We start from the raw sequence: 21,063 nt of genomic DNA, 5'->3' as shown, positions 1-21,063 counted from the left end.
AGGGATTTGCTCTCCCCCGGCTACCTCACGAGCGGCGTCTTCAGCTTGGAGAAGCTTGAACGCTACCTGCGCAAGCACCTTCCAGAGAATGATTTCCGTAAGGTAAAAAACCAAATCTACGTCACGGCGGTAGACATCGATCGTGGTCAGCGCGTGCTGTTCGGTCAGGGCTACGACGCTGAGACGCCGATGAGCCAGGCCGTGGCTGCGTCATGTTGCGTACCGGGGTTGTTTCGGCCGTATCCGATCCGCGGCACCTATCACTTGGATGGCGAGGTCGTGAGAACGCTCAGCGCAGACGTGGCCGTGGCTGCGGGAGCGGACGTCGTGATCATCTCCAACATCTACCGCCCTGCAGATGCGAGCAACGAGCCGCGAAGCGTTGCTCGTCGCGGGCCGCTCAAGGTGATGAACCAGACGCTGAACATTGTCCTTACGGAAAAAGAGCGTCGAGGCGTCGATCTGTACTCGATCTCGAACCCTGGAGTTCGCTTCATCGATATCGCGCCGGACATCGGGATGTTTGGCTACCTGAACCGGTTCGCCGCGCGCTCCTTGGTGATGCGTGGCTACCGCAGCGCCCTGAGAGCGCTGGCTCAGGCGAAGGCGCAGGGCGTGTTCGATGTCGACCGAATGGCGTCCGCGTCGCGCTTGAACTAGGCTTGCGGGCGAATGTTGGGGGGAGCGTGAGCAGGGGGGCGAGGGCGCCGGACGATCGCCAGGTCCGTTCTCCGCGTGCGCCGTTTGCTGACTGGCCCTATCACTTCGAGTTTCGCGGAGTGGCGCTTGCCTGGATCTGCCTCGAGCCAAAGCTCATCGTCACTCAGACGTACATTGAGACGGCCGACGTGCGGGGCGTGCACCAAATCCAAGACTGGCTCGACGACCTGGGGAAGACCAGCTTCGTCGCCAAGGGAGAGCGCCCTGTGTTGCTGCACGACTTTCGTTCGGTGGTCCGCGCGTCCAGCGGCGTGCGGGAGGCTTGGCTCGAGCGATCACGTCGCTCGGACAATCCGTATGAGGGGTCCACTGGGTACTGCGCGCTGAATATTGGCGTCTTGGGACGCGTGATGGCGAACACCGTCGCGCTCGCGCTGCAGCTGACCACCCAGAGCAACATCAACTTCATCGACGATCCTGCTAGCATCCTCAGGAAGTACCGAGTTTCAACGCCAACGCCAGACGCGGTCGGCGCGCTGCGCTAGCGTCGGCCGAAGACAGCGCTGCCGTGCGGCAATAGATCAGCGGACAATGATCGCGCAATCGAAGCCATCCAGGCGAGTCTTCGGCCCTGGTGTAGCGCCTTCCGGCGCGAGCGCGCCGAAGGTCCACACGGATCGCTTGAGCGGAGCCGCGTAGCCGTAGTCAACGCGGAGCACATCTGTCTTGCCCACGCCGGAGGCGACGGCCTTGGTCCACGCGTCGAAGAAGGCGCATCCGGGTTCGCCTGCGACCCGAACTCCACCGCCGCTGCGCTCGTTCCCGTGGGTGCCGCTTGCGTCCATGCGCACCACATATTGCTTGTTCTCAGTCGCTTCCCCCGGGAGTTGCCCACCTCGGGGCTGTCCGAAGACGAACTCCATGAAGCCGTCCCCCGTCAGGTCGACGAAGCCGCCCTTCACCGGTTGAGCGTGAACCTCGAGCAACGCCGCTTCTTTGTGCCACTTCAGCGCGCGCGTTTTTGCGCTCGGAAATGAATCCGTGGGCGACGCCTGGTGCTTCACTTCCACATCCTTGGTCGGAGCAGGTGGGGGGGGAGAGGGTGCTACACTCGCGCTTGCTGGCGCAGGAGAGCCTCCGGGGCGCACCACCAGCAGGACGGTGACGATGGTTGCGGCGACGAGGACCATCGCGACGATTGCGACCACGCGCTTCTTTGCTTGGGCCTGAGTCGCTGCGCGCCGCACACGGAGTGATGGTGCGAGCTGCGACACCGACTGCAATTCGGGCAGCGCACCGAGCGAGGCGCCACAACGAGGACAACGCCCTGAAGCGCTGCCAACCGGCGTTCCGCAGCTGTTGCAGTGAGTCGCTACAGGAAGGGTCATGGCAGTTGGAAATCCTCGACGACTTCGCTGATCTTGTAGCCGTCGCTGCTGGGTCGGAGCAGGAAGTAGATCTCGTCAGCAAAGATGCGCGTTCGGCCACTGCGGGTGATTGCAAGCTTCACCTTGACGAGCACCGAGTCTTCCGGAACCGCGAGAGGGAAACGCCGGCGACCCCCGAGCTGCTTGAGATCAGAGCCTCGGTACGTCTCCATGTCCCGTTCACGGAACAGCGGAGAGCCGGCGAGGCCAGCGTAGTCCAACGTCGCGAATCGCTGACGCCAGAAGGCTGCGACCGGAAGGCGCGCGCCCGAGCTCAGCTGGATCAACGCGTTGTCTCCCAGCTCCGCTTCGAGATCTTCCGTCGACTCCGTCACCACGGCGCGGAAGAAGCGCCGCACCGCCTCGCGCCCTTGAGCAGGGTCCGCGGGTGTGTTCAAGACGATCACGCCCGAGCTGGTGTCTGCCTTTTCCTGACTCGGGGGTAGCTCGCTCACCGGATCGACCGAGACGCCAGCCGGGTGCCGCTCGGCATCCTCGTCAAAGCTGGTGACACTCTCGAACTGCGGCGGGCCGGCGCTCGCGCAGCCACCAAGGCACAAGCCCACGGTGAACGCGCAGAGACCCAGCGTCGAAGTGCGTCTCGGAGATGTAAGCCGGATTTCCAGCGAGCGGATCACCGCGCCATACTACTACAGCGGTTCTTGCTCGGGGTCCTCTGTGCGCGACAAGGTCAGGATGGTGTCCTCGGCCACCCGCTCCCAGCGCTCTGGTAGGTCGGGGGCGCCTGAGCTGACGACGTAGAACCGTGTCGACTCGATCGCCGGAATGCCGCCCGAGGTGAGGCGGTCTTCACCAAACAGTTCCTCCACCTCGGCCTTGCCCTCGATGCGGCGAAGTCCCATGCCGTCGCCCCGGTGAACCGCGAACAGCTGCTCGCCGTTCGTCAGAAGCAGATCTCCGCGCTTCTCTGGCTCGCCGACTTCTGCTGTGAGGCGATCGACCAGCGCGATGGCTGAACGCAGCGCAGCGCGGACGTGCTCCGGGTTCACCCACTCGTCATCCAAGTGACCAGCGTCATGCAGGAACGACAAGAAGAGGTAGAAGAAGCACTCGCTATCGGTGTCGCCACGCACGTTCCTACGCAAGAACTCAGGCTGCGATTCGAGCATTCGCTCACGCACACGATCGAAGCCGGCGATCGTCCCTGTCTGCGCCATCAGCCACTGGCGATAGCGGAACGGGTGAGTATTTTCCGTGCGGAGATTTCCGATCGTGGGCATGCGGACGTGCCCAATGAGCACGTCGCTCTTGACCCCGTGAGTGACCTCCATCAAGTCGATGACTGGGCGCTCATCGAGGGGACGCCGGCGAAGTAGCACCTCTCCCGATTGATAGAAGCCAATACCCCAGCCAAGTGGCTGCCCCTTGGGAGCCTCGACTCGCAGTACGGCTGGTGTGAGCTCGAGGATTCGAGCACCCAGATCCTGGCGATTGCCGATGAAGCCGAACATCCTCATCGTGACCTCCTTGCGTGGCGCGCATGGAACTGCGCTGCCGCTCTGCGTATCACGCTGCGAGACATTCGCTCTGCAGCTCCGCGGGAGAATGGTTGTTCATTGCGCGCTCCGAGCGCGACGTCGATTGAATTGGCCCCTGCACGAAATCTGCCAACGCCAAATCTGACAGCAACGGATCTCACCGCGCTCCACACGCGAGCATCCCTTGAGGCGGTGCACTGCGCGAGAGTGTTGGGTTGCTGCATGGGTCGTGACATGTATAAGCCTACGCGAAGAGTTGGCATCGCGCACCTTCGGCTGCGTACTCCATGTGCTTCGGTCAACGCCGCCTCGGGGGCATGGCGTGACTGTGATCCGGGAGTCATGGCGCCAGTTGCCTCCGAGGCGCAGCCGAGCGGTTGTTCAGCCGTTCGCGCCAGACGCGTTCGGGTTTGTGTTCCACCCAGGTGCGAGTGGAGGATCGCCGCTCCCGGGAGCGAATGCCGTTCGACGGTCCGTGTTAACGACATGCTTGTATTGACGTCTGGACGCGCGTTTCGATGCGCGAGCGCTGACTTCTGCTGCGTTGACTCTTGCTGCGTTGACTTTTGCTGGGCTGACTTCTGCTGCGCTTGTGATCCACAACGGTCGACTGCATTCTGCCGTTACAGCTCAAGCGTTACTTTAAGGGTGCCTCTCGCGCTGAGTCGCCAACCACCCACTGTGAAGTGCCGCTACGTAGTCTTCGCTCGCAGTGCCCGTGTTGCACCCGAGTGTCACCCCCCGACAGAGTGTCACCCAACGTGCGCTCGCACCGTCCCCCGTGTCGGCTATGGTCGCTTTACCGCATGACGCCTGAAGAGCTGAAAGAAGCGTTGCTCGGGGTGATGGAGCAGAAGGACCACTGGGCGTGGACTGGTTTCACTCGGGGCTTGGTGCCGAAGGCGTTGCTCCACTTGCACTTGGAACAGGAGTACGCGACCTATGTGCGCGACTTTCCGGTGTTGGTTGCGCGAGCCTACGTCGTCTGCCCCTTGCCTGAAGTGCGCCGTGAGCTGATCGAGAACGTCTTTGAAGAGGAGACTGGAGGGCTGTCGGCCGGGCGTCCACATCCCGAGCTGTTCTTGGAGTACCCACGTGGTCTCGGGATGGACCTCGCGCGCTTCGCGAACGTCGAGCTCATACCCGGCGCGAAGCGTTTTCGTGCGGCAATAGATCAAGCGACCTTGGGGCAACCGTGGGAGGTTGCCGCCGCCGCTACCACGCTCTTCCTGGAAGGGACTTGCTACGAGCGCGGAGAACTTGACCCGAACGCTCCCAAGCGGCCCCAGGCGCCCCTCGAGGAGCACCCTCTAGTGAAGCACTACGGACTGCCCCTCGAGCGTTTGGCGCTGACTCGTGCGCACCGTCAGGTAGAGGGTAGCCATCGAGCGGCGGCGTGGCGTTGCTTGCTGGACTATGGGGCTCCAGAGACTTTCCCCGCGGTAGTGCAGCACATGCAGTCTACTCTCGAGGCTTGGCTCGCCTACCGCGACGAGGTCGCCCACGAGTGTGGGCTACGTCGGGGCGCCACAGGCGAACCTTACCTCGCGGAAATCCGAGCGCCTCAGGGCGCATGAGCTGGTCCAGCGCCTCAGGGCGCGTGAGTTGCTCCCGCGCGTCAGCGGCTCGCGCGCCTCACGGTGCGAGGCGATGCAACATGCGAGGGAAGGGGATGGTCTCCCGCACGTGGGGCAGGCCGCACAGCCAAGCGACGGTACGCTCGATCCCCAGGCCGAACCCCGCGTGAGGGAAGCTTCCGTACCGGCGCAAGTCTAGGTACCACTCGAAGGCTTCCTTCGGCAGCTGGTGGTGGTCGATCATCTGCTCGAGGCGCTCGAGGCCATCTTCACGTTGGCCACCTCCGATGATCTCGCCGTAGCCCTCGGGCGCGAGCACATCCATACACAAGGACAGCTCCGGATTTGCCGGGTCCTGTTTCATGTAAAACGCCTTGAGCGCGGCCGGGTAGCGGTGGACGATCACCGGGCGATCGAACTTCGAGGAGATCACGGTTTCCTCGTCGGCGCCGAAGTCGTCACCGAACTTCGCGTCATGTCCCTCCGCACGCAGTATCTCGATCGCTTCCGCGTAGGTGATCCGGGGAAAGGGCGCCTTGATCGACTCTAGCTTGCTGATGTCTCGCTCGAGGGTCTCGAGCTCCGGCCGCCGAGTCTCCAGCACATGACTGGCGATGAAGCAGAGGAAATCCTCCGCCAGCTGCATGTCTCCCTCGAGATCCATGAACGCGACCTCCGGTTCCACCATCCAGAACTCCGCAAGATGCCTGCGCGTCTTGCTTTTTTCTGCGCGGAAAGTTGGACCGAAGCAGTAGGCCTTGCCCACCGCAGCCGCCGCGGCTTCCATGTACAGCTGGCCGCTCTGGGTCAGGTAAGCGGGCTGGCCGTGGTAGTCCGTCTCGAAGAGCGTGCTCGTACCTTCACAGGCGTTGGGTGTGAAAATTGGCGCATCGACCAACGTGAAGTCTCGCGAGTCGAAGAAGTTGCGCACGGCCTGAATGATGGCGTGGCGCACGCGTAGGATTGCGTGCTGTCGCGTCGAGCGGAGCCACAGGTGTCGGTGGTCCATCAGGAAGTCGGTGCCATGGGCCTTCGGGCTGATCGGGAAATCGACTGCGCCACCTAGCTGAGTGACGTCCTTCACTCCGATCTCGTACACACCCTTCTGCTTCGGGTGTTCGCGTACTTCCCCGAGGATCTGAAGCGACGATTCTTGAGTCAGACCTCCGGCCATCGTGAACACCTCGGGGCTGACATCGCCTTGAAAGACCACGCATTGCACCGTGCCGCTACCGTCTCGGAGCTCGACAAAGTGCAGCTTCTTCGAGCTGCGCATGTTCTTCAACCAGCCTCGCAGGGTCACGGTCTCGCCGACGTGTTGCCCCAGATCACTCACACTCACCGCTTCGTGCGTCGTGGCGTCGCTCATGGGAACCGCGCATAGCTCAATCGGCTGCAGGTGGCGACTGGTCCTGTTGAGGCAGCGCTGCCCCGCGGCGGTCCGACGGCGGCGGCCATGGCCGCGCGGCGAACGCGAGTCGAGGCCCACGCGGCTGTGCCACAGCGAACAGCCTGATCCGGCGCCAAAGCTGCGTCGGCGGTGATACTGCGAGCCAAAGCCTGACTCGGCGCGGCAAAACACTGGAATTCAAGCAGATGGAGCACTAGCCTGGCGGGTTGCATGGGAGACGAAGCAGCCAAGATCCGTTCCAGCTTTGGTGGGCAAGGGGCGAGAGGTGCGGGCCGTTGGGTAGCCTTGGCGGTACTCGCCTGGAGCGTTGCCGGCTGCGGCGCCGTCTACCCGGAACTCTCGGCTCCACTGCGGCCCCCGCCCGCGGGGCGAGATTTGTCTCCGCCTCCACCGGATGACTTGCTGTTCCTCGGCTTCAAGCAGGCGCGCATCCCCACTACGACGCGCGACGGCCGCAAGTGGGACAAGCTTGGCGGTTCCGCGCCGGATCCCTACGCGATCCTGTTTCTGAACGACAAAGAGCTGTTCCGCACTCCGGTCCAGAGCAACACCGTCAGCCCAACCTGGCCGAACCAAAAGAAGGCCAACTATCGCATCCCCTCGGGAGGGCGCTTGCGGGTGGAGGTTTGGGACTCCAACCCGGTGAACAACCACCCGATCTGCGTGAAGAAGCTGATGAGCTTGAAGGAGGACGCCTACCAGGGTGAGGTCTCCTTCGACTGCGCCAGCGGTGCCCAGGTCACGCTCCGCGTTGAGCCAGCCCACGCGAAGATCGGCCTCGGGTTCTATTATGAGCTGCGGACCGAGGACATCTTCGTGAGTCGCGTGATTGCGGAGTCGCCTGCGGGTCGCGCCGGCATCGCGAAGGGCGATGAGGTGCTCGAGATCCAGGACAAGGCCGTGAAGAGCTTCGAAGACGGCGAAGCTCAGAGCCTGGTGAACGCCAACGCGTCCATGGGTGTCAAACTGAAGCTGCGCAAGCCCACGGGTGACGTGAAGACCGTGACGGTAAAAAACGGCCCGATCTACCCCGTGGACAGTGATGGCGTGGCCATCGATTGAGCGGCGCCGGACGTTGCCTCGCTGAGTCCAGCGCACTAGGAGGTACTCATGTCTGCATGGCCTCCTCAACACCTCACGACCGAGGCGCGCTGCCTGTTTCTCACCCGCTCTGCTCACGAAGCGTTCAGTGTGCGCGGGCCGGATCGCAAGTCGTGGTTGAATGGTCTGCTGACCAACAACGTGACGAAGGTGCGTTCAGGTCAGGCGGGTTGGGGGCTCGCGCTGACCAAACAGGGCAAGATCCAGAGCGAGCTGTGGTTGGTCGAACGAGGTGAGGAGCTGTTGGTCTTTGCGCCTCCAGGACAGGCAGCGGGCCTGGTCGAGCTCCTCGACCGATTCCTGATCATGGAGGACGCCGAACTCGACCTGGCTCCCAGTCAGCGCTTGGTCGTACTCGTTGGCCCTGACGCTGAGCCTCAGGCGGCTGCGTTGGCGCGGGACGAGTCAGGCGTAGCTTGGGGCGTCTTCGACGTGACGGGCTTTGGTGGCGCGTTGATCGCGGTGAACGAAGCGGAGGTTGCAGCGACTGAGGCGCGTTTCCGTGATGCAGGCGCCGCAGCGCTCGACGAAGCCGCTTGGAGCGTGCTGCGCGCCGAGCGCTTCCTCCCCGAGTGGGGGATCGACTACGCCCTCGAGAGCAACCCTCACGAGGCAGGGATTGCGCATCGGGCTCTTGGACAAGGACCCGTGGATTGGGACAAAGGTTGCTATCTGGGGCAGGAAGTCGTCTGCATGCAGGACATGCGCGGCAAGGTCCGCCGCAGTCTGTTTCCGCTCTGGATCGACGGAACGGCGCTCCCACCTAGCGACGCGGAAGTGACCGATGCCGAAGGCCTAGCGGTGGGTCAGCTTCGCTCCCGCGTCGTCGCGCCGGGTGACCAAGGTGTGCTCGGCTTTGCGTTCCTCAAGACTGCCGCGGTGGACACCGAGCTTCAGGTCAACGGCGCCGCCGCCAAGCTGCTAGCGAGCAGCTGACTCCAGCGTCGCGGCCCCCGGGCGGCAGTGCTAGCGTGCCCGCAGGTTTTCTGATGAGCGATCGAAAAGCATTTCCGATTCACGTCCCTGAGGCCTCTCGGCGTACGGCCAGCGGGTTGCTCGTCGCTGACGGCGCGCTTGGCTTGGTCGCGGGCACTCCGCTGGTGCGCCTGGGGCGCCTACACGCCGGTGCAGCCCAGGTCTGGGCGAAGGCGGAGTTCATCAACGCCGGCGGCAGCGTCAAGGATCGTCCGGCGCTGTCTATGATCCTCGCGGCAGAGCGTGAAGGGAAGCTGAAGCAGGGCTCGAGCATCATCGAGGCGACCAGCGGCAACACGGGGATCAGTCTCGCGATGATCTCTGCGGTGCGTGGTTATCGCTGCGTGTTGGTGATGCCCGAGGACATGAGCCTGGAGCGCCGCTACATCCTGCGCGCGTATGGTGCGGAAATCGTGCTGACCGCCGCGCAGGACGGCATGGCCGGTGCGGTGAAGCGCTCCCAGGAGCTGATGAAGTCGACTCCCGACGCGTTCATGCCCAGTCAGTTCTCGAACCCGGCGAATCCCATGGCTCACGCACGGGGCACGGCGCTTGAAATTATCGAGCAGCTCGATGGAGACGTGGCTGCGTTCGTGGCTGGAGTCGGCACCGGAGGAACCATCACCGGGGTCGGTGCCGTGTTGAAACAGAAGGTCGGCGAGCAGGTGAAGCTTGTCGCAGTGGAGCCGGCCGCGAGTGCCGTGCTGAGTGGCAAGCGCCCCGGGATGCACGGTATCCAGGGCTTGGGCGCTGGCTTCGTGCCGGAGATCCTCGAGCGCGAACTGATCGACGAGGTGATCGGCGTCACCGACGTGACCGCTGAGAGGATGGTGCGTCGCTTGGCTCGCGAAGAAGGCTTGCTCGTCGGGCCCTCATCAGGGGCCAACGTCGCCGCGGCGATCGAGGTCGCGAGTAAGCTGGAAAGTGGGAACGTGGTCACCGTGCTCTGCGACTCGGGGGAGCGCTACCTGTTCTGAGTGGTATTGCGAAGCAGGCAGAGCGCTCCGCCAACAGTCAAAGCGCCGTTCCCAGCGCCAGATTTTATGGGGGGGAGGCGCGCCGGTTTGGGCGCCCGGGACGCAACCACGAACAGCTGTGCTAGAGCACGCCCCAATGTCCCGTGGTTTCGAGCTCCCCCCTGGCGTGCCCCTCGCGGAGCAGCGTGGCGATATGTTCGCTGTGCTGGTGGCCGTGATGCGGCGCCTGTTGGCGGACGATGGCTGTCCCTGGGATCGGGAGCAGTCGCCAGAGTCCCTGCGGGACTACGTGCTTGAAGAGGCGTGTGAGGTCATCGACGCCATTGACGGCGGCGACCGCGAGGAGCTCTGCGAGGAACTCGGCGACCTCGCGTTTCAGGTCGTTTTCCTTGCGGAACTGGCTCGGCGGGAAGGGGCTTTTGGCCCCGACGACGCCCTGCTAGGGATCTGTCAGAAGCTCGTGCGCCGCCATCCCCACGTATTTGAGGAGGCCGCGATCGACGGGTCTGACCCCGACGCCCGGGCTCGCATCTCGCGGCGCTGGGAAGAAATCAAGCGCGAGGAGAAGGGCTGGAGGCCCCTCCTCGCGGGGGTGCCTCGTTCGCTACCCGCTTTGAGGCGCGCGAACTCCATCTCGACGAAGGTTGCTCAGGTGGGCTTCGACTGGCCAGACGCTGCCGGGTCGCGAGCCAAGGTGAACGAAGAGCTCGCAGAGCTCGACGAAGCGCTGGCTCGAGAGGACCTCGATGAAGCGGAAGCCGAGCTGGGGGACGTGCTGTTTGCCTTGGTCAACCTAGCGAGGCATCGCGGGGTCGACCCGGAGCGCGCCCTGCGGCGCACCTGCGATAAGTTTCAGGGGCGCTTCGCGTTCGTAGAGGACACCGTGCGGAATCAGCACGGCGACTGGCCGCGGGACGAGCGTGGCAAACCAACGACTGGCCTGCCCCTCGCTGAGCTCGATAGCTACTGGGACGACGCAAAAGCGCGCGAGCGCAAGAAAGACTGAAAGAGCATGAGCGCTGAACTGCATCCCGTTGCGCGTTTCCCCGAGGAGTGGAAGGAAGTGCTGCAGAGCCTCGGTGAGAAGCCGTATCGCGCGGGACAGGTGTTTCGCTGGATCCACCAACGCGGCGTGATGGATCCCGAACAGATGACGGATCTCGGCAAGTCGCTGCGCGCGCGCCTCTCCGATGCCGGGTTGGCGGATCCCTTTCGGGTTGCAGAGGTCCTGCGCTCGAAAGATGGGACGCGCAAGCTGCTGCTGGAGCTCGACGGAGGCGGGCGTGTCGAGTGCGTGCTGATCCCCATGACGCGCGATGCGGCGCCAGGCGATAGCGGCGTCGAGGACGCCGACGCCGCAGCTGCGAGCTTTGATCCAGACGACCAAGCAGCGCCGCGGGAGCGCGTCACGCTGTGTATCTCGACCCAGTATGGATGCGCCATGGGCTGCGTGTTTTGCGCTAGCGGTCAGGCGGGCCTTCAACGCGGGTTGCGCGCCGACGAAATCGTCGCGCAAGTGCTGGTAGCGAAGCGCTATCTCGAACCAGACGAAGATCTGCGAAACCTGGTGTTTATGGGCATGGGCGAGCCACTGCACCACTACGAGCAGACGCAGCGCGCCATCCAGCTCATCACGCATCCCGACGGCTTGGGCATGAGCCCTCGGCGTATCACCGTGAGCAGCGTCGGCCTGGTCCCAGGGATCCGGAAGCTGGGGGAGGATTTTGGCGGCAAGGTGGGGCTGGCAATCAGCTTGCACGCGCCCGACAACGAAACTCGAAGTCGCATCTTGCCGATGAACCAGCGTTACCCCGTGGAAGAGCTAGTTCGCGCGCTGCACGATTACCCGCTGCCCGTGCGACGCAGGATCACCATCGAGTACACCTTGATCGACGGCGTCAACGACAGCTCCGCTCACTGCGACCGCCTGATCGACTTGCTCGCGGGGCTGAGAGTCAAAGTGAACTTGATCCCCATGAATCCGATCTCGGCTTCCGAACTCAAGGCTCCGAGTAGCGCGCGCGTGTCTGCGTTTCGCGAGCGCTTGGCGGACGCTGGTGTCAGCTGCTTCGTCCGGGTGAGACGTGGGGATGACGTTGACGCGGCCTGTGGTCAGCTCGCCCTGCATGGCGAACCCATCAAGCTGCGGAAGAAGTTCGAGGGTACAGAGTAGCTCCCTCACCCCCCGAAATCCCCGAAGGGACCGTCGAATGTCTCGATAGGACTAGGGTGTGCGCCTTCCCTGGGCAAACCCCTCGTCTCCGCTATCCTCGGGTCATGAGCGAAAAGGATGTGGTGACTCGCGCGCGCGAGTGGATGGCCCAGGACCCAAGCGCTGCAGATCGTGACGAACTCGCGGCGCTGATCGCCGAGGACAAACGTGAGGAACTCGAGGAGCGGATGGGCGCTGAGCTCGAGTTCGGCACCGCCGGGCTCCGCGGGATCGTGGGCGCAGGCCGCTCCCGCATGAATCTGGCGAACGTGATCCGGACGACGCGCGGTCTGGCCGACTACCTGCTCGCGCGGATCCCGGACGCGAAGACGCTCCCGGTGGTGATTGGGCGCGATGGGAGACTCTCGAGCGCCGAGTTCATGAACGCCACTCAGCAGGTGCTCGAGGCGGCGCGTATACCGGTACGCTACTTCGAGGCGCCCGTGCCGACGCCCATCGTGGCCTATGCCGCGCGGCAACTCTCGGCGAGCGCGGCGGTGTGCATCACGGCGAGCCACAACCCTCCAGAGTACAATGGCTACAAGGTCTACGCGGCAAACGCGGCGCAGATCGTGCCTCCGGTCGACGGGGAGATCGCGCAACGCATTGGTCGCGTCGAGTCGGCAGCGCAGGTCAAGCTCGGGGGGGCAGGGGAGCTCTCCGAAGCGATCCCGACAAGTCTAGTCGACCGCTACTTTTCCGAGCTAGACGCCTTGCGCCCGAAGGTGAACGTCGATCGGGACTTTGCGATCGTGTACACGCCGATGCACGGAGTTGGCGGCAAGTTCGTGATGCGTGGTCTCGAGCAGACAGGCTTTCGTCGCGTGCACGCCGTCGCAGAGCAGTTCGAGCCCGATGGGCATTTCCCTACGGTTAAGTTTCCGAACCCGGAAGAGAAAGGCGCGTTGGACCTCTCTCTGGCATTAGCCGCCGAGTGTGATGCAGAGCTGATCCTGGCGAATGACCCCGACGCGGATCGCTTGGCGGTCTGCGTGAAGACCTCAACCGGGCGCTGGGTCCAGCTGACCGGCAACCAAATCGGTGTGTTACTGGCGGATTTCATGCTGGCCGCGTCCGCCACTACGCCGCGTCGCATGGTGATATCCAGCATCGTCTCGAGCCCGATGCTCGGTGAACTGGCGAAGCACTACGATGCGCACTGGGATCAGACTCTCACTGGCTTCAAGTGGATCTGGAACGCTGCGATGGACCTCGAGGCAAAGGGCGGCGTGAGCTACGTCTTCGGCTTCGAGGAGGCGATCGGGTACTCCGCCGGACATCTCGTACGGGACAAGGACGGCATCAGCGCGGCGGTGCTCTTCGCTGAGCTGACCGCGGCCCTCAGAGCCCAGGGCTCCAGCGTGGTTGAGCGCTTGCACCAGCTGTATCGAGACCACGGCCTCTGGGTCAGTACCCAGAAGAGCATCACCATGCCTGGGGCAGACGGTGCTCAAGCGATCGCGTCCGCGATGGAGCGACTTCGAGCGAACGCTCCGAAGCAGGTCGGAGACGTCGAGGTACTGAGCGTCACCGATTACCAACAGGGCGCTGCGGAGCGACCGCGCTGGTTGGCGAAGTCGAATCTCGTGGCGATCGAGCTCGCGGCGGGGCGGATTCTGGTGCGGCCCAGTGGGACCGAGCCCAAGCTGAAGATCTACGTCGACTTGTGTCAGCGATTGGACGCGGAGCAATCCGTGACCGGCGCCGAAGACGACCTCGCTGCGCGCGCGGCGGCGGTCGCTGAGGACGTCGGGAAGCTGCTCGCTTTGAGCTGACGCTGGACGCTAGGCGTCCCTCAGTCGGTGTCGAAGGGGATCACCTCGCTGGACTCGAGGTGAGGGATCCCCGCCTGCAACGCTGCGTAGATCGGCTCTTGGCTTCCCACCACGCTGATCAATAGATCTTTTGGGGTGAGGCGGCGCAGGCTCTGGTTCGCTTGCTCGAGCGTCACCCCGGCGACGCGCTTGGTGTACTCAGTGTGGTAGCCGCCTGGCAGCCCGTAGAGTTCCATGTCCAGCAGCTGCCCTACGCGCTTCGAGGCGCTGTCCACGGCGAATGCGTGGGAGCGCACAAGGTACGCTTTGACCCAATCGAGCTCCTCCTGGGTGATCCCCCCGGAAACCCAGGCTTCGAACAGCTCCAGCTCCAGCTGGACACATGCGACAGCGTCCTCCGCCTTGGGGAACGTCCACATGCTGAAGCTGCGGCGTCGACGGTCCACCGGTAGGCTGGCGTATGCGCCGTAGGACCACCCACGTTTGCCGCGGACTTCTTGGGTGAGGCGCGACGTAAAGGTGCCCCCAAAGACGGTGTTCGCGACGTGGAGCGGGATGTGATCCGGATCGTGGGGGTGACTACCGAGGCAGCCGATCAGGATCTGAGTTTGGCTGCGCTCTGGCTTGTCAACGAACACCAGGTGACGTCCGGGGCGCTGTGTGGGTTCGGGCGTTGGGTCATCGAGCACGTGTCCGCGGGGCAATGCCGCGGTCAGGCGCTCCGCGAAGGCGTTGGCCCGCGCCTCGTCGATGTCGCCGGCCACTGCGAGCACGAGGTTCTCCGGGCAGAACAGCTCCCGGTAGCGCTGCTCCAGGTCCTTGAGCTCGATGGCCGCCAGTGTCGCCTTGGTTCCGCCAGTAGGTCGCGCGTAGGGGTGGCCCGCGAAAAGGCGGCGAGCAAACCAGCGCCGCGCGAGGCTGCGGTCGCTGTCGAGCACCTCCACCAGTTCGCTCAGCGCTTCACGCTTCAAGCGCTCGAACTCCTCGGCGTCCAGGCCCGGCTTCAACACCACGTCTGCCAGCACGTCGAGGAATGCATCCAGGTTTCGTGAGATGGTAGTGCCGTGCACACCTGAGGTGCTTTGCCCGACGTCGACCCAAATCGCGGCCCCGAGGCGATCGATGCGCTCATCCAAGGCGCGTGGCGTGGCGCCTCCGCCGGTCCGCCGCATCAAACGGAACAGCAGGCGGGTCAGGCCTTCTTTTCCCGGCGGATCCACTACCGAGCCGATCCGGAGAGCGAGGGAGCAGTGAACCAAGGGCAGAGCCGTGTCGGACTCGAGGAGGACCGGGATCACGCAGCCTCCTGACCATCGCGGCTCGGCCTGACCAGGACCACGGAGCGCTGCTCTGGGCGCAAGTAGCGCCGAGCTGCGCGGAGCAGATCGCTGGGTGTCACTCGCTGCATCGCTTCCAGGCGCTCGAAGGCAGCTCCTGGTCTACCGAGAACCGTCTCATAAAAACCGATGGTGCTGGCGCGGCCGTCCACGTTCTCGAGCCCACCCAGGAGCCCGAGTTCCATACGCGCGCAAGCGCGCTCCAGCTCGGCGGTGGGAACCGGCTCTCGAGACAGCTTCTCGAGTTCCTCATCGATGACCTCCAGAAGCTGTTCCGCGCGGACACTGTCTCGACCCGAGGCGTACACCTCGATCAGGCCTGGATCGCGGAACGGACCGAGAAACGTGCGGACCTCGCTCGCTAGCTCCATCTCGGTGATCAGTCGGTTGTAGAGGCGGCTAGCCCGTCCACCGGAGAGGACTTCGTTCAGCACCGCGAGCGCAGGGTGATCGTAGTCTCCCAAGGCCGGCGCGTGATAGGCGACCGCCACTTTTTGCGTCGACGTCGGCTGCGTCAGTTCGACCCTTCGCTCCGACGTCTGTGCGGGCTCCGGCCAGCTGTCTTCCACGGGGAGCTCGAACGGCGCGAGTCCGGCGTAGGCATCGACCATCTGCTTCAACAGCTCTGTTGGCGCTACGTCACCAACCACGACGACGCAGGCGTTGTTGGGGGCGTAGTACGCCTCGTAGAAGGCGCGACAGTCTTCGGTGGTGAAGCCCTCGATGTCCGCCATCCAGCCGATGGTCGGGTGGTGATACGGGTGCTTCGTGTATGCGGTGGCCCAGAGCACCTCGTTGATCGCACCCTCCACGTCGTCGTCGACGCGGTAGCGACGTTCGTTGGCGACGACTTCTTTTTCGCTTTCGACTTGAGGTTCCTTCAGCACCAGCGCGCCCATGCGCTCGGCTTCGAGGCGAATCACCAGAGGTAGCTGATCGCTCGGCACTGCGATGTTGTAGTGGGTCCAGTCGAGCCAGGTAGATGCGTTCGTGTCCGCCCCCGCCTCTTCCAGCCGGCGATCGAACTCGCCCTTCGGCAAGTTCTCCGTCTCGTTGAACATCAGGTGCTCGAACAAGTGAGCCAGGCCTGTCTTGCCTTCCCGCTCGTGGCGCGAACCCACACGGAACCAAGTGTGGTAGGCGACGACTGGAGCGCTGTGGTCCTCACACAGCAAGACGTCGAGCCCATTGGCCAGGCGGAAGCGCTCGATGTTCAGCTTTGGGCCGAAGTGAGCTGCGCCGAGGTAGGTCACCTGCTGGCCATTAAGGGTCGCGTTGAGTGCGTCTAGCGCGTCTCGATCCATGCTGTCTCCGGGTGCTCGGTGGCGTCGTGGCGCGTGCTGCACGCGAGCGGACGCAAGAACTCGACTCTACGAGGCGAGAGGATTCGACGGGAAGCCGAAACACGCCCTCAACGCTGCTTCAGGAGTCGAGCTTCAGGATCGCCAGGAAGGCCTCCTGAGGCACATCGACCTTGCCGAACTGCTTCATCCGGCGCTTGCCTGCCTTCTGCTTCTCCAACAGCTTGCGCTTTCGCGAGATATCGCCGCCGTAGCACTTGGCGGTGACGTCCTTGCGCAGCGCGCGCACGTTGGTCCGCGCGATGATTTTTGCCCCGATCGCCGCCTGAATGGCCACGTCGTACTGCTGACGCGGCACCAGCTCTTTCATCTTGGCAGCCAGTGCACGACCACGGTGCTGGGAAAAGGCACGGTGAACGATCACGCTCAGCGCATCCACTGGTTCGCCGTTGACCAGGATGTCCAGCTTCACCAGGTCGTCTGCGCGGTAGCCGGTGAGCTCGTAGTCCATGCTCGCATAGCCGCGAGAGGCGCTCTTTAGCTTGTCGTGGAAGTCGAGGATGACTTCGGACAAGGGCAGCTCGTAAGTCACGACGACGTGGTCCTGGGTGGCGAAGTGGATGTTCTGCTGGATCCCGCGGCGTTCCTCACACAGCGCAACGACGGCGCCAACGTACTCCGCAGGCACGTGCACAACGACCTTCATGATCGGTTCTTCGATGCTCTCGATCTCACCAACGGGAGGCATCTTCGATGGGTTGTCCACGCGTACCATCTCGCCCTTCACCTGCGCGTTGTAGACCACGGAGGGGGCAGTGGTGATCAGGTCCAAGTCGTATTCGCGCTCCAGGCGCTCCTGGATGATCTCCATGTGCAAGAGACCAAGAAAGCCGCAACGGAAGCCGAAGCCGAGGGCGTCCGAAGTATCGGGTTCGAACACGAACGACGAGTCATTCAGGTGGAGCTTGCCGAGCGCATCTCGCAGGTCTTCGTAGTCAGCGGAGTCCGTCGGGTACACGCCAGCGAATACCATCGGCTTCACTTCTTTGAAGCCTGCGAGCGGGGTGGTTGAGCCGTTGATGGCCGTCGTGATCGTGTCGCCGATTTTGCAGTCCTCGACGCTCTTCATGTTGCCTGCGAGGAACCCGACTTCACCCGGACCGAGCTCCTTCAACGAAGTGGGGTGAGGGGAGAAGCAGCCGATCTCGGTCACCTCGTACGTGCGGCCCGTTGCGAGCATTCGCACCTTCTCGCCCTTCTTCAGCATTCCATTGACGACGCGCACCATCACAACGGCGCCGCGATAGGCGTCGTACCAGCTGTCGAAGATGAGTGCCTGGAGAGGCGCGTCCGAGTCGCCTTTCGGCGGGGGGATGCGGTCGATGATCGTCTCAAGCAGCTCGGGCACCCCCACGCCGGTCTTGCCGCTCACCATCATCGCGCCGCTGCAGTCGAGGCCAATCACTTCCTCGATCTGCTCGGCGGTGCCGTCGACGTCGCTCGACGGCAGATCGATCTTGTTGAGCACCGGGATAAGCTCGAGGTCGTTTTCTAGCGCGAGGTAGACGTTTGCTACGGTCTGCGCCTGCACGCCTTGGGTTGCGTCCACGACGAGCAGAGCGCCCTCGCACGCCGCCAAGCTGCGACTGACTTCGTAGCTGAAGTCGACGTGCCCAGGCGTGTCGATCAGCTGAAGCTGGTAGGTACGGCCATCCTTTGCTTTGAAGGGAAGGCGAACGTTTTGAGCCTTGATCGTGATGCCACGCTCACGCTCGAGTTCCAGCTTGTCTAGGAACTGTTCCTTCTTCTCGCGAGCGGACAACGCACCGGTCACGTCCAGGATGCGATCTGCGAGCGTGGACTTGCCGTGATCGACGTGAGCAATGATGGAGAAGTTGCGGATGTGACTGGTGTTCGACATGACGGGAGTCGGTCTTAGGTAGGGCGCGAGCGGCTGAGCCCGCTGCAATCGCACGCTCAGCGCATCGAGTGCTGCGTCCTGTGAGGGCGAGACGCGGCGCCAGCCTGAAGCCTTCGCGCAGATGCGAGGACCAAACGCGAGGAAGGATTCGCCTCCCTAGCGCCGAACGAGTGAACGGCAAAACGGGAAAGCACTTCCGCGGTCGCTTTCATCGCACTTCTGAACGCGACGATGGCTCTGCGGTCGACTGCGGTCTTTGTGTCCTGTCTCCGCCGTACGCTGCAGAAGTCGTGAGCCGCCCGAGCGACTTCTGCCTCTTGGTGCCCTGTTTGAGATGAGGAACAGCGATGTTGCTCTTGTTCGGCGAATCACGTGGATTCGTTTCACTAGCCGCGCGTGAACCGGACGCGCTGTTTGGCTGCACGAGTGCTCGCTTGGAGGGTCACTTCTTGCTTGGCGCCGGTGCAGGAGGCGCTGGGTCAGCGAGTGTCATCTGTCCGGGCAACGCGTGCTCGTAGTGCTTCAACACCAGATCGATGCCCTCGCGAATGTAGACAGCGACCGGAACCTTCGTGCGGTCGTGTAGCAAGCGCAGTTTGTCGTTCTGCTCCGGCGTGATGTAGACCGTCGTCGAAATCTTCTTACGTGACATGGGTGGTTCCCGGCGAGGCGCTGAGCGCGGGGCGGACGCGGTCAGACGGAGTGTGCGGCGACTGCAGTTACATTAGATTCCCATACGTGTATTGTCAATCCACCACGTTTGCCGCTGCAATTGGCAAAACGCTGTTAATTCAATGGGTTAGCGCGTTGGGCTGAGGGGCCGAGTGGGCTAAGAACGTCGCGTCCGTTCAGTCTCTGCGCGCACGGGTAGGGCGGCATCCGCCGGACGGTGGGCCGAATTTCCGACACAGAAGACCACGCCAATGGAGGTGAGTGCCGCGCCGCCGTGTGGCGAGTTGGCGGTGGGACGGAGCCGCACTCACCCCCAACCCCGTATGCGAGGTCCATCCAGGCCATGGCTTGCCCAAGCCAAGCTGGTTGGTGAGTTGCAAACGGCTGCGAAGCAGGGGCGCTCACGAGATGAAGCCGCTCGCGTCTGGAGCGACTCTTGCCACGCTACGGGGGCCCGCCTACGATGCCGCACTGACACCGGCAGAACCTTGCGCGGCGTGCTAACTGCTTCATGAGCTTGATGCCATCAACACTTACTGGACCGAGGGATAAGTGAGGGGAATCGTTGTGTGTTCGCAGGGGCTGAGCTCCTGGTGGCGCCTGCGCTTGGTGCAAACGCTTGGACTCGGGTTGATGCTGGGCGGCGTAGCTGCCTGCAGTGCGTCCGTCTCCAGCGCGTCGAGCCCAGACGGAGACGGAGTTCAACGGCGCGATACCGCGATCGTTCACGAGGACTGCGACCTCGACAAAGGTCAGAAGACCGACGTCAACGGGGACGGGCGACCCGATATCACCATCGTTCGCAGCGGAGCGACGGAGGTGTGTCGAGCCGTGGATCTGAACTTCGACGGCAAGATCGACGCGTGGGTCTATCGCGACGGCTCAGGGCAGGTTCGTCGACGTGAGAGCGACTACGACCGTGACGGTCGCGTGGATGAGATCTCCACTTACCAAGGAGGCTTGCTAAAGGAGCAACAGCGAGCCACCACGCTCGGAGGAAAGCTCGATACGTGGCACTTCTTCGAGGCGGGAAAGTTGGTGCGCACGGAGCGTGACTCCGACGGGGACGCAGTGATCGATCAGTGGTGGGAGTACCCCACTCCAGACAAGCCGGAGTGCCCCTTGATCCACTCGGATGTCGATGGGGATGGCCGTCCTGACCCCGGCGCCACCGTTGATGTGTGCGCCCAGCCGGGAAGCGGTTACGTGCCGCCGGAGCGCTCGGCGCCAGGCAAGACTGGCCCCAAGTTCGAGCAGTCAGGCCAAGGTGACGTGCCGGTCGAGATGGAAAAGAAGGAAGGCGAAGGCGAGGCGCCGCCGCCCAGCGAGGAGAAGTCCCAGTGAGTGGTCGTAGCTTCCTCCTACAGCGCCGCGGCGCTCCTCGTGATTGGCTAATTGCGCTGGCTGCCGTCGCGCTGGCGAGCGGTGCCGTTGCCGCCTGTGGTGGCGGAAACGAGGCGGGTCCGCAGATGCCGACGAAGTCGGGCACGGCCGCCAACGCCAATGCCAACGCAGAAGACCAGTCCCGTTGCGACTTCAAGGGCCGCACCGATCGAGAAGTGATCGAGTCCACGGGGCCCGGCGCGCTTGTTCCCAACGTGCGGCGCGTGTTTGCGATCGTGGGGGAAGGTGAGGACCGACGCAGGGTGCTGTTGTGCCGAGAGATCGACACCAACCTGGACGGGATGAAGGATGTCGTGCGCACGTATGACGAGAAGGGCGATTCCCTACGGGAACAAGCTGACTCAGACTACGACGGGCGAATCGACACCTGGATCACCTTCGCGCGCGGGCGCATGGCCAAGGTCGAGGTCGACCGCAACGGCGACGGGCAGCCCGATGAGTTCAAGTTCTATGTGCGGGGTGACCTGAGCCGGGTTCAGCGTGACACCAACTTCGACGGTAAGCCCAACGTCTGGGAGATCTACAACCAAGGCGTACTCGAGCGCATGGGCGTCGATCTGGATCACGACGGACACGTCGACCGCTGGGATCGGGACGAAGTCGCTCGCCTCGCCGCCGAAAAGGCAGAGCGCGAGGAAGAGGAGAAGGCCGAGGCGGAGAAGAAGGCCAAAGAGGCCGAAGCTGCTGACGCTGGGGTCACCGACGCGCGCGTTAGCGCACGGAACCGCTGAACTCGAGCCGCTGCCCGGTTCGGCGCTAACAAACGCGGCGTTTGGGGTCTCGCCCACCTTTCTGAAGGGTCAACGTCCGTCGT

The 21,063-nt window shown here is 63.6% G+C and carries 19 protein-coding genes; 11 read left to right on the top strand and 8 right to left on the bottom strand.

From position 1 onward, the window contains the following. Together H6718_36555 and H6718_36550 are read left to right on the top strand one after the other, a co-directional pair. Nucleotides 1–660: patatin-like phospholipase family protein (locus tag H6718_36555; protein MCB9590974.1), on the top strand; the 660-nt coding region annotated here is incomplete at its 5' end. A gap of 26 nt (nt 661–686) precedes the next feature. Beyond that, entirely contained in the window at nt 687–1,205 is a 519-nt protein-coding gene (locus H6718_36550) for a hypothetical protein (protein ID MCB9590973.1), read from the top strand. Between the two features lie 36 nt (nt 1,206–1,241). Here the strand turns inward: H6718_36550 and H6718_36545 are convergent, their stop codons facing one another. From H6718_36545 to H6718_36535, 3 genes are read right to left on the bottom strand one after another with little or no spacing between them, the layout of a single operon-like run. Next, nucleotides 1,242–2,048: a hypothetical protein gene (locus H6718_36545; GenBank protein ID MCB9590972.1), complete on the bottom strand. Its 807-nt coding sequence runs from the start codon at nt 2,046–2,048 to the stop codon at nt 1,242–1,244. Then, nucleotides 2,045–2,725, bottom strand: coding sequence for a hypothetical protein (locus H6718_36540; protein MCB9590971.1), 681 nt, complete (start codon nt 2,723–2,725; stop codon nt 2,045–2,047). The genes H6718_36545 and H6718_36540 overlap by 4 nt, the downstream gene beginning before the upstream one ends. 12 nt (nt 2,726–2,737) lie before the next feature. Further along, nucleotides 2,738–3,565, bottom strand: a complete 828-nt coding sequence (locus H6718_36535; GenBank protein ID MCB9590970.1) for a class II glutamine amidotransferase — start codon at nt 3,563–3,565, stop codon at nt 2,738–2,740. A gap of 827 nt (nt 3,566–4,392) precedes the next feature. Between H6718_36535 and H6718_36530 the strand changes: the two genes are divergently transcribed. Continuing rightward, nucleotides 4,393–5,163 carry an iron-containing redox enzyme family protein gene (locus tag H6718_36530; GenBank protein ID MCB9590969.1) on the top strand — a complete coding sequence of 257 codons (771 nt, stop codon included), beginning with the start codon at nt 4,393–4,395 and terminating at the stop codon, nt 5,161–5,163. Between the two features lie 58 nt (nt 5,164–5,221). Here the strand turns inward: H6718_36530 and asnS are convergent, their stop codons facing one another. Further along, nucleotides 5,222–6,532, bottom strand: a complete 1,311-nt coding sequence (gene asnS, locus H6718_36525; GenBank protein ID MCB9590968.1) for an asparagine--tRNA ligase — start codon at nt 6,530–6,532, stop codon at nt 5,222–5,224. 252 nt (nt 6,533–6,784) lie between these two features. Between asnS and H6718_36520 the strand changes: the two genes are divergently transcribed. The 6 genes from H6718_36520 (at nt 6,785) to H6718_36495 (ending at nt 13,614) form a co-directional block, all read left to right on the top strand. Further along, entirely contained in the window at nt 6,785–7,636 is an 852-nt protein-coding gene (locus H6718_36520) for a PDZ domain-containing protein (GenBank protein ID MCB9590967.1), read from the top strand. Between the two features lie 48 nt (nt 7,637–7,684). Further along, nucleotides 7,685–8,611, top strand: a complete 927-nt coding sequence (locus tag H6718_36515; GenBank protein MCB9590966.1) for a hypothetical protein — start codon at nt 7,685–7,687, stop codon at nt 8,609–8,611. A gap of 53 nt (nt 8,612–8,664) precedes the next feature. After that, the gene (gene cysK, locus H6718_36510; protein ID MCB9590965.1) at nt 8,665–9,627 is read left to right on the top strand and encodes a cysteine synthase A; all 963 of its coding nucleotides are present in this window, start codon (nt 8,665–8,667) and stop codon (nt 9,625–9,627) included. A gap of 136 nt (nt 9,628–9,763) precedes the next feature. After that, on the top strand, nt 9,764–10,633 hold the full coding sequence (gene mazG, locus H6718_36505) for a nucleoside triphosphate pyrophosphohydrolase (GenBank protein MCB9590964.1): 870 nt from the start codon (nt 9,764–9,766) through the stop codon (nt 10,631–10,633). Between the two features lie 6 nt (nt 10,634–10,639). Beyond that, nucleotides 10,640–11,800, top strand: a complete 1,161-nt coding sequence (gene rlmN / locus H6718_36500; protein ID MCB9590963.1) for a 23S rRNA (adenine(2503)-C(2))-methyltransferase RlmN — start codon at nt 10,640–10,642, stop codon at nt 11,798–11,800. Nucleotides 11,801–11,904: 104 nt separating this feature from the next. Beyond that, nucleotides 11,905–13,614: a phospho-sugar mutase gene (locus H6718_36495; protein ID MCB9590962.1), complete on the top strand. Its 1,710-nt coding sequence runs from the start codon at nt 11,905–11,907 to the stop codon at nt 13,612–13,614. A gap of 20 nt (nt 13,615–13,634) precedes the next feature. Here the strand turns inward: H6718_36495 and H6718_36490 are convergent, their stop codons facing one another. The 4 genes from H6718_36490 to H6718_36475 all read right to left on the bottom strand — a co-directional run bounded on the left by H6718_36490 (nt 13,635) and on the right by H6718_36475 (nt 18,825). Continuing rightward, nucleotides 13,635–14,912: an insulinase family protein gene (locus H6718_36490; protein ID MCB9590961.1), complete on the bottom strand. Its 1,278-nt coding sequence runs from the start codon at nt 14,910–14,912 to the stop codon at nt 13,635–13,637. Further along, nucleotides 14,909–16,255, bottom strand: coding sequence for an insulinase family protein (locus H6718_36485; protein MCB9590960.1), 1,347 nt, complete (start codon nt 16,253–16,255; stop codon nt 14,909–14,911). Before H6718_36485 ends, H6718_36490 begins: the two co-directional genes overlap by 4 nt. A gap of 118 nt (nt 16,256–16,373) precedes the next feature. Continuing rightward, on the bottom strand, nt 16,374–18,173 hold the full coding sequence (lepA, locus tag H6718_36480; GenBank protein MCB9590959.1) for an elongation factor 4: 1,800 nt from the start codon (nt 18,171–18,173) through the stop codon (nt 16,374–16,376). Nucleotides 18,174–18,615: 442 nt separating this feature from the next. Beyond that, nucleotides 18,616–18,825, bottom strand: a complete 210-nt coding sequence (locus H6718_36475) for a ribbon-helix-helix domain-containing protein (GenBank protein MCB9590958.1) — start codon at nt 18,823–18,825, stop codon at nt 18,616–18,618. Nucleotides 18,826–19,397: 572 nt separating this feature from the next. Between H6718_36475 and H6718_36470 the strand changes: the two genes are divergently transcribed. Beyond that, entirely contained in the window at nt 19,398–20,189 is a 792-nt protein-coding gene (locus H6718_36470) for a hypothetical protein (GenBank protein MCB9590957.1), read from the top strand. Next, on the top strand, nt 20,186–20,980 hold the full coding sequence (locus H6718_36465) for a hypothetical protein (protein MCB9590956.1): 795 nt from the start codon (nt 20,186–20,188) through the stop codon (nt 20,978–20,980). The genes H6718_36470 and H6718_36465 overlap by 4 nt, the downstream gene beginning before the upstream one ends. The last annotated feature ends 83 nt before the right edge of the window (nt 20,981–21,063 follow it).

It is taken from the genome of Polyangiaceae bacterium (assembly GCA_020633205.1).
GTDB lineage: Bacteria > Myxococcota_A > Polyangia > Polyangiales > Polyangiaceae > JAHBVY01.
This window is presented reverse-complemented; position numbering and strand designations above follow the sequence as displayed.

What these genes read in the sequence shown, in the direction of transcription:
- H6718_36545 (MCB9590972.1), bottom strand. Translation starts at nt 2,048, where the DNA reads ATGACCCTTCCTGTAGCGACTCACTGCAACAGCTGCGGAACGCCGGTT.
- H6718_36535 (MCB9590970.1), bottom strand. Translation starts at nt 3,565, where the DNA reads ATGAGGATGTTCGGCTTCATCGGCAATCGCCAGGATCTGGGTGCTCGA.
- H6718_36530 (MCB9590969.1), top strand. Translation starts at nt 4,393, where the DNA reads ATGACGCCTGAAGAGCTGAAAGAAGCGTTGCTCGGGGTGATGGAGCAG.
- asnS (MCB9590968.1), bottom strand. Translation starts at nt 6,532, where the DNA reads ATGAGCGACGCCACGACGCACGAAGCGGTGAGTGTGAGTGATCTGGGG.
- H6718_36520 (MCB9590967.1), top strand. Translation starts at nt 6,785, where the DNA reads ATGGGAGACGAAGCAGCCAAGATCCGTTCCAGCTTTGGTGGGCAAGGG.
- H6718_36515 (MCB9590966.1), top strand. Translation starts at nt 7,685, where the DNA reads ATGTCTGCATGGCCTCCTCAACACCTCACGACCGAGGCGCGCTGCCTG.
- cysK (MCB9590965.1), top strand. Translation starts at nt 8,665, where the DNA reads ATGAGCGATCGAAAAGCATTTCCGATTCACGTCCCTGAGGCCTCTCGG.
- mazG (MCB9590964.1), top strand. Translation starts at nt 9,764, where the DNA reads ATGTCCCGTGGTTTCGAGCTCCCCCCTGGCGTGCCCCTCGCGGAGCAG.
- rlmN (MCB9590963.1), top strand. Translation starts at nt 10,640, where the DNA reads ATGAGCGCTGAACTGCATCCCGTTGCGCGTTTCCCCGAGGAGTGGAAG.
- H6718_36495 (MCB9590962.1), top strand. Translation starts at nt 11,905, where the DNA reads ATGAGCGAAAAGGATGTGGTGACTCGCGCGCGCGAGTGGATGGCCCAG.
- H6718_36485 (MCB9590960.1), bottom strand. Translation starts at nt 16,255, where the DNA reads ATGGATCGAGACGCGCTAGACGCACTCAACGCGACCCTTAATGGCCAG.
- lepA (MCB9590959.1), bottom strand. Translation starts at nt 18,173, where the DNA reads ATGTCGAACACCAGTCACATCCGCAACTTCTCCATCATTGCTCACGTC.
- H6718_36475 (MCB9590958.1), bottom strand. Translation starts at nt 18,825, where the DNA reads ATGTCACGTAAGAAGATTTCGACGACGGTCTACATCACGCCGGAGCAG.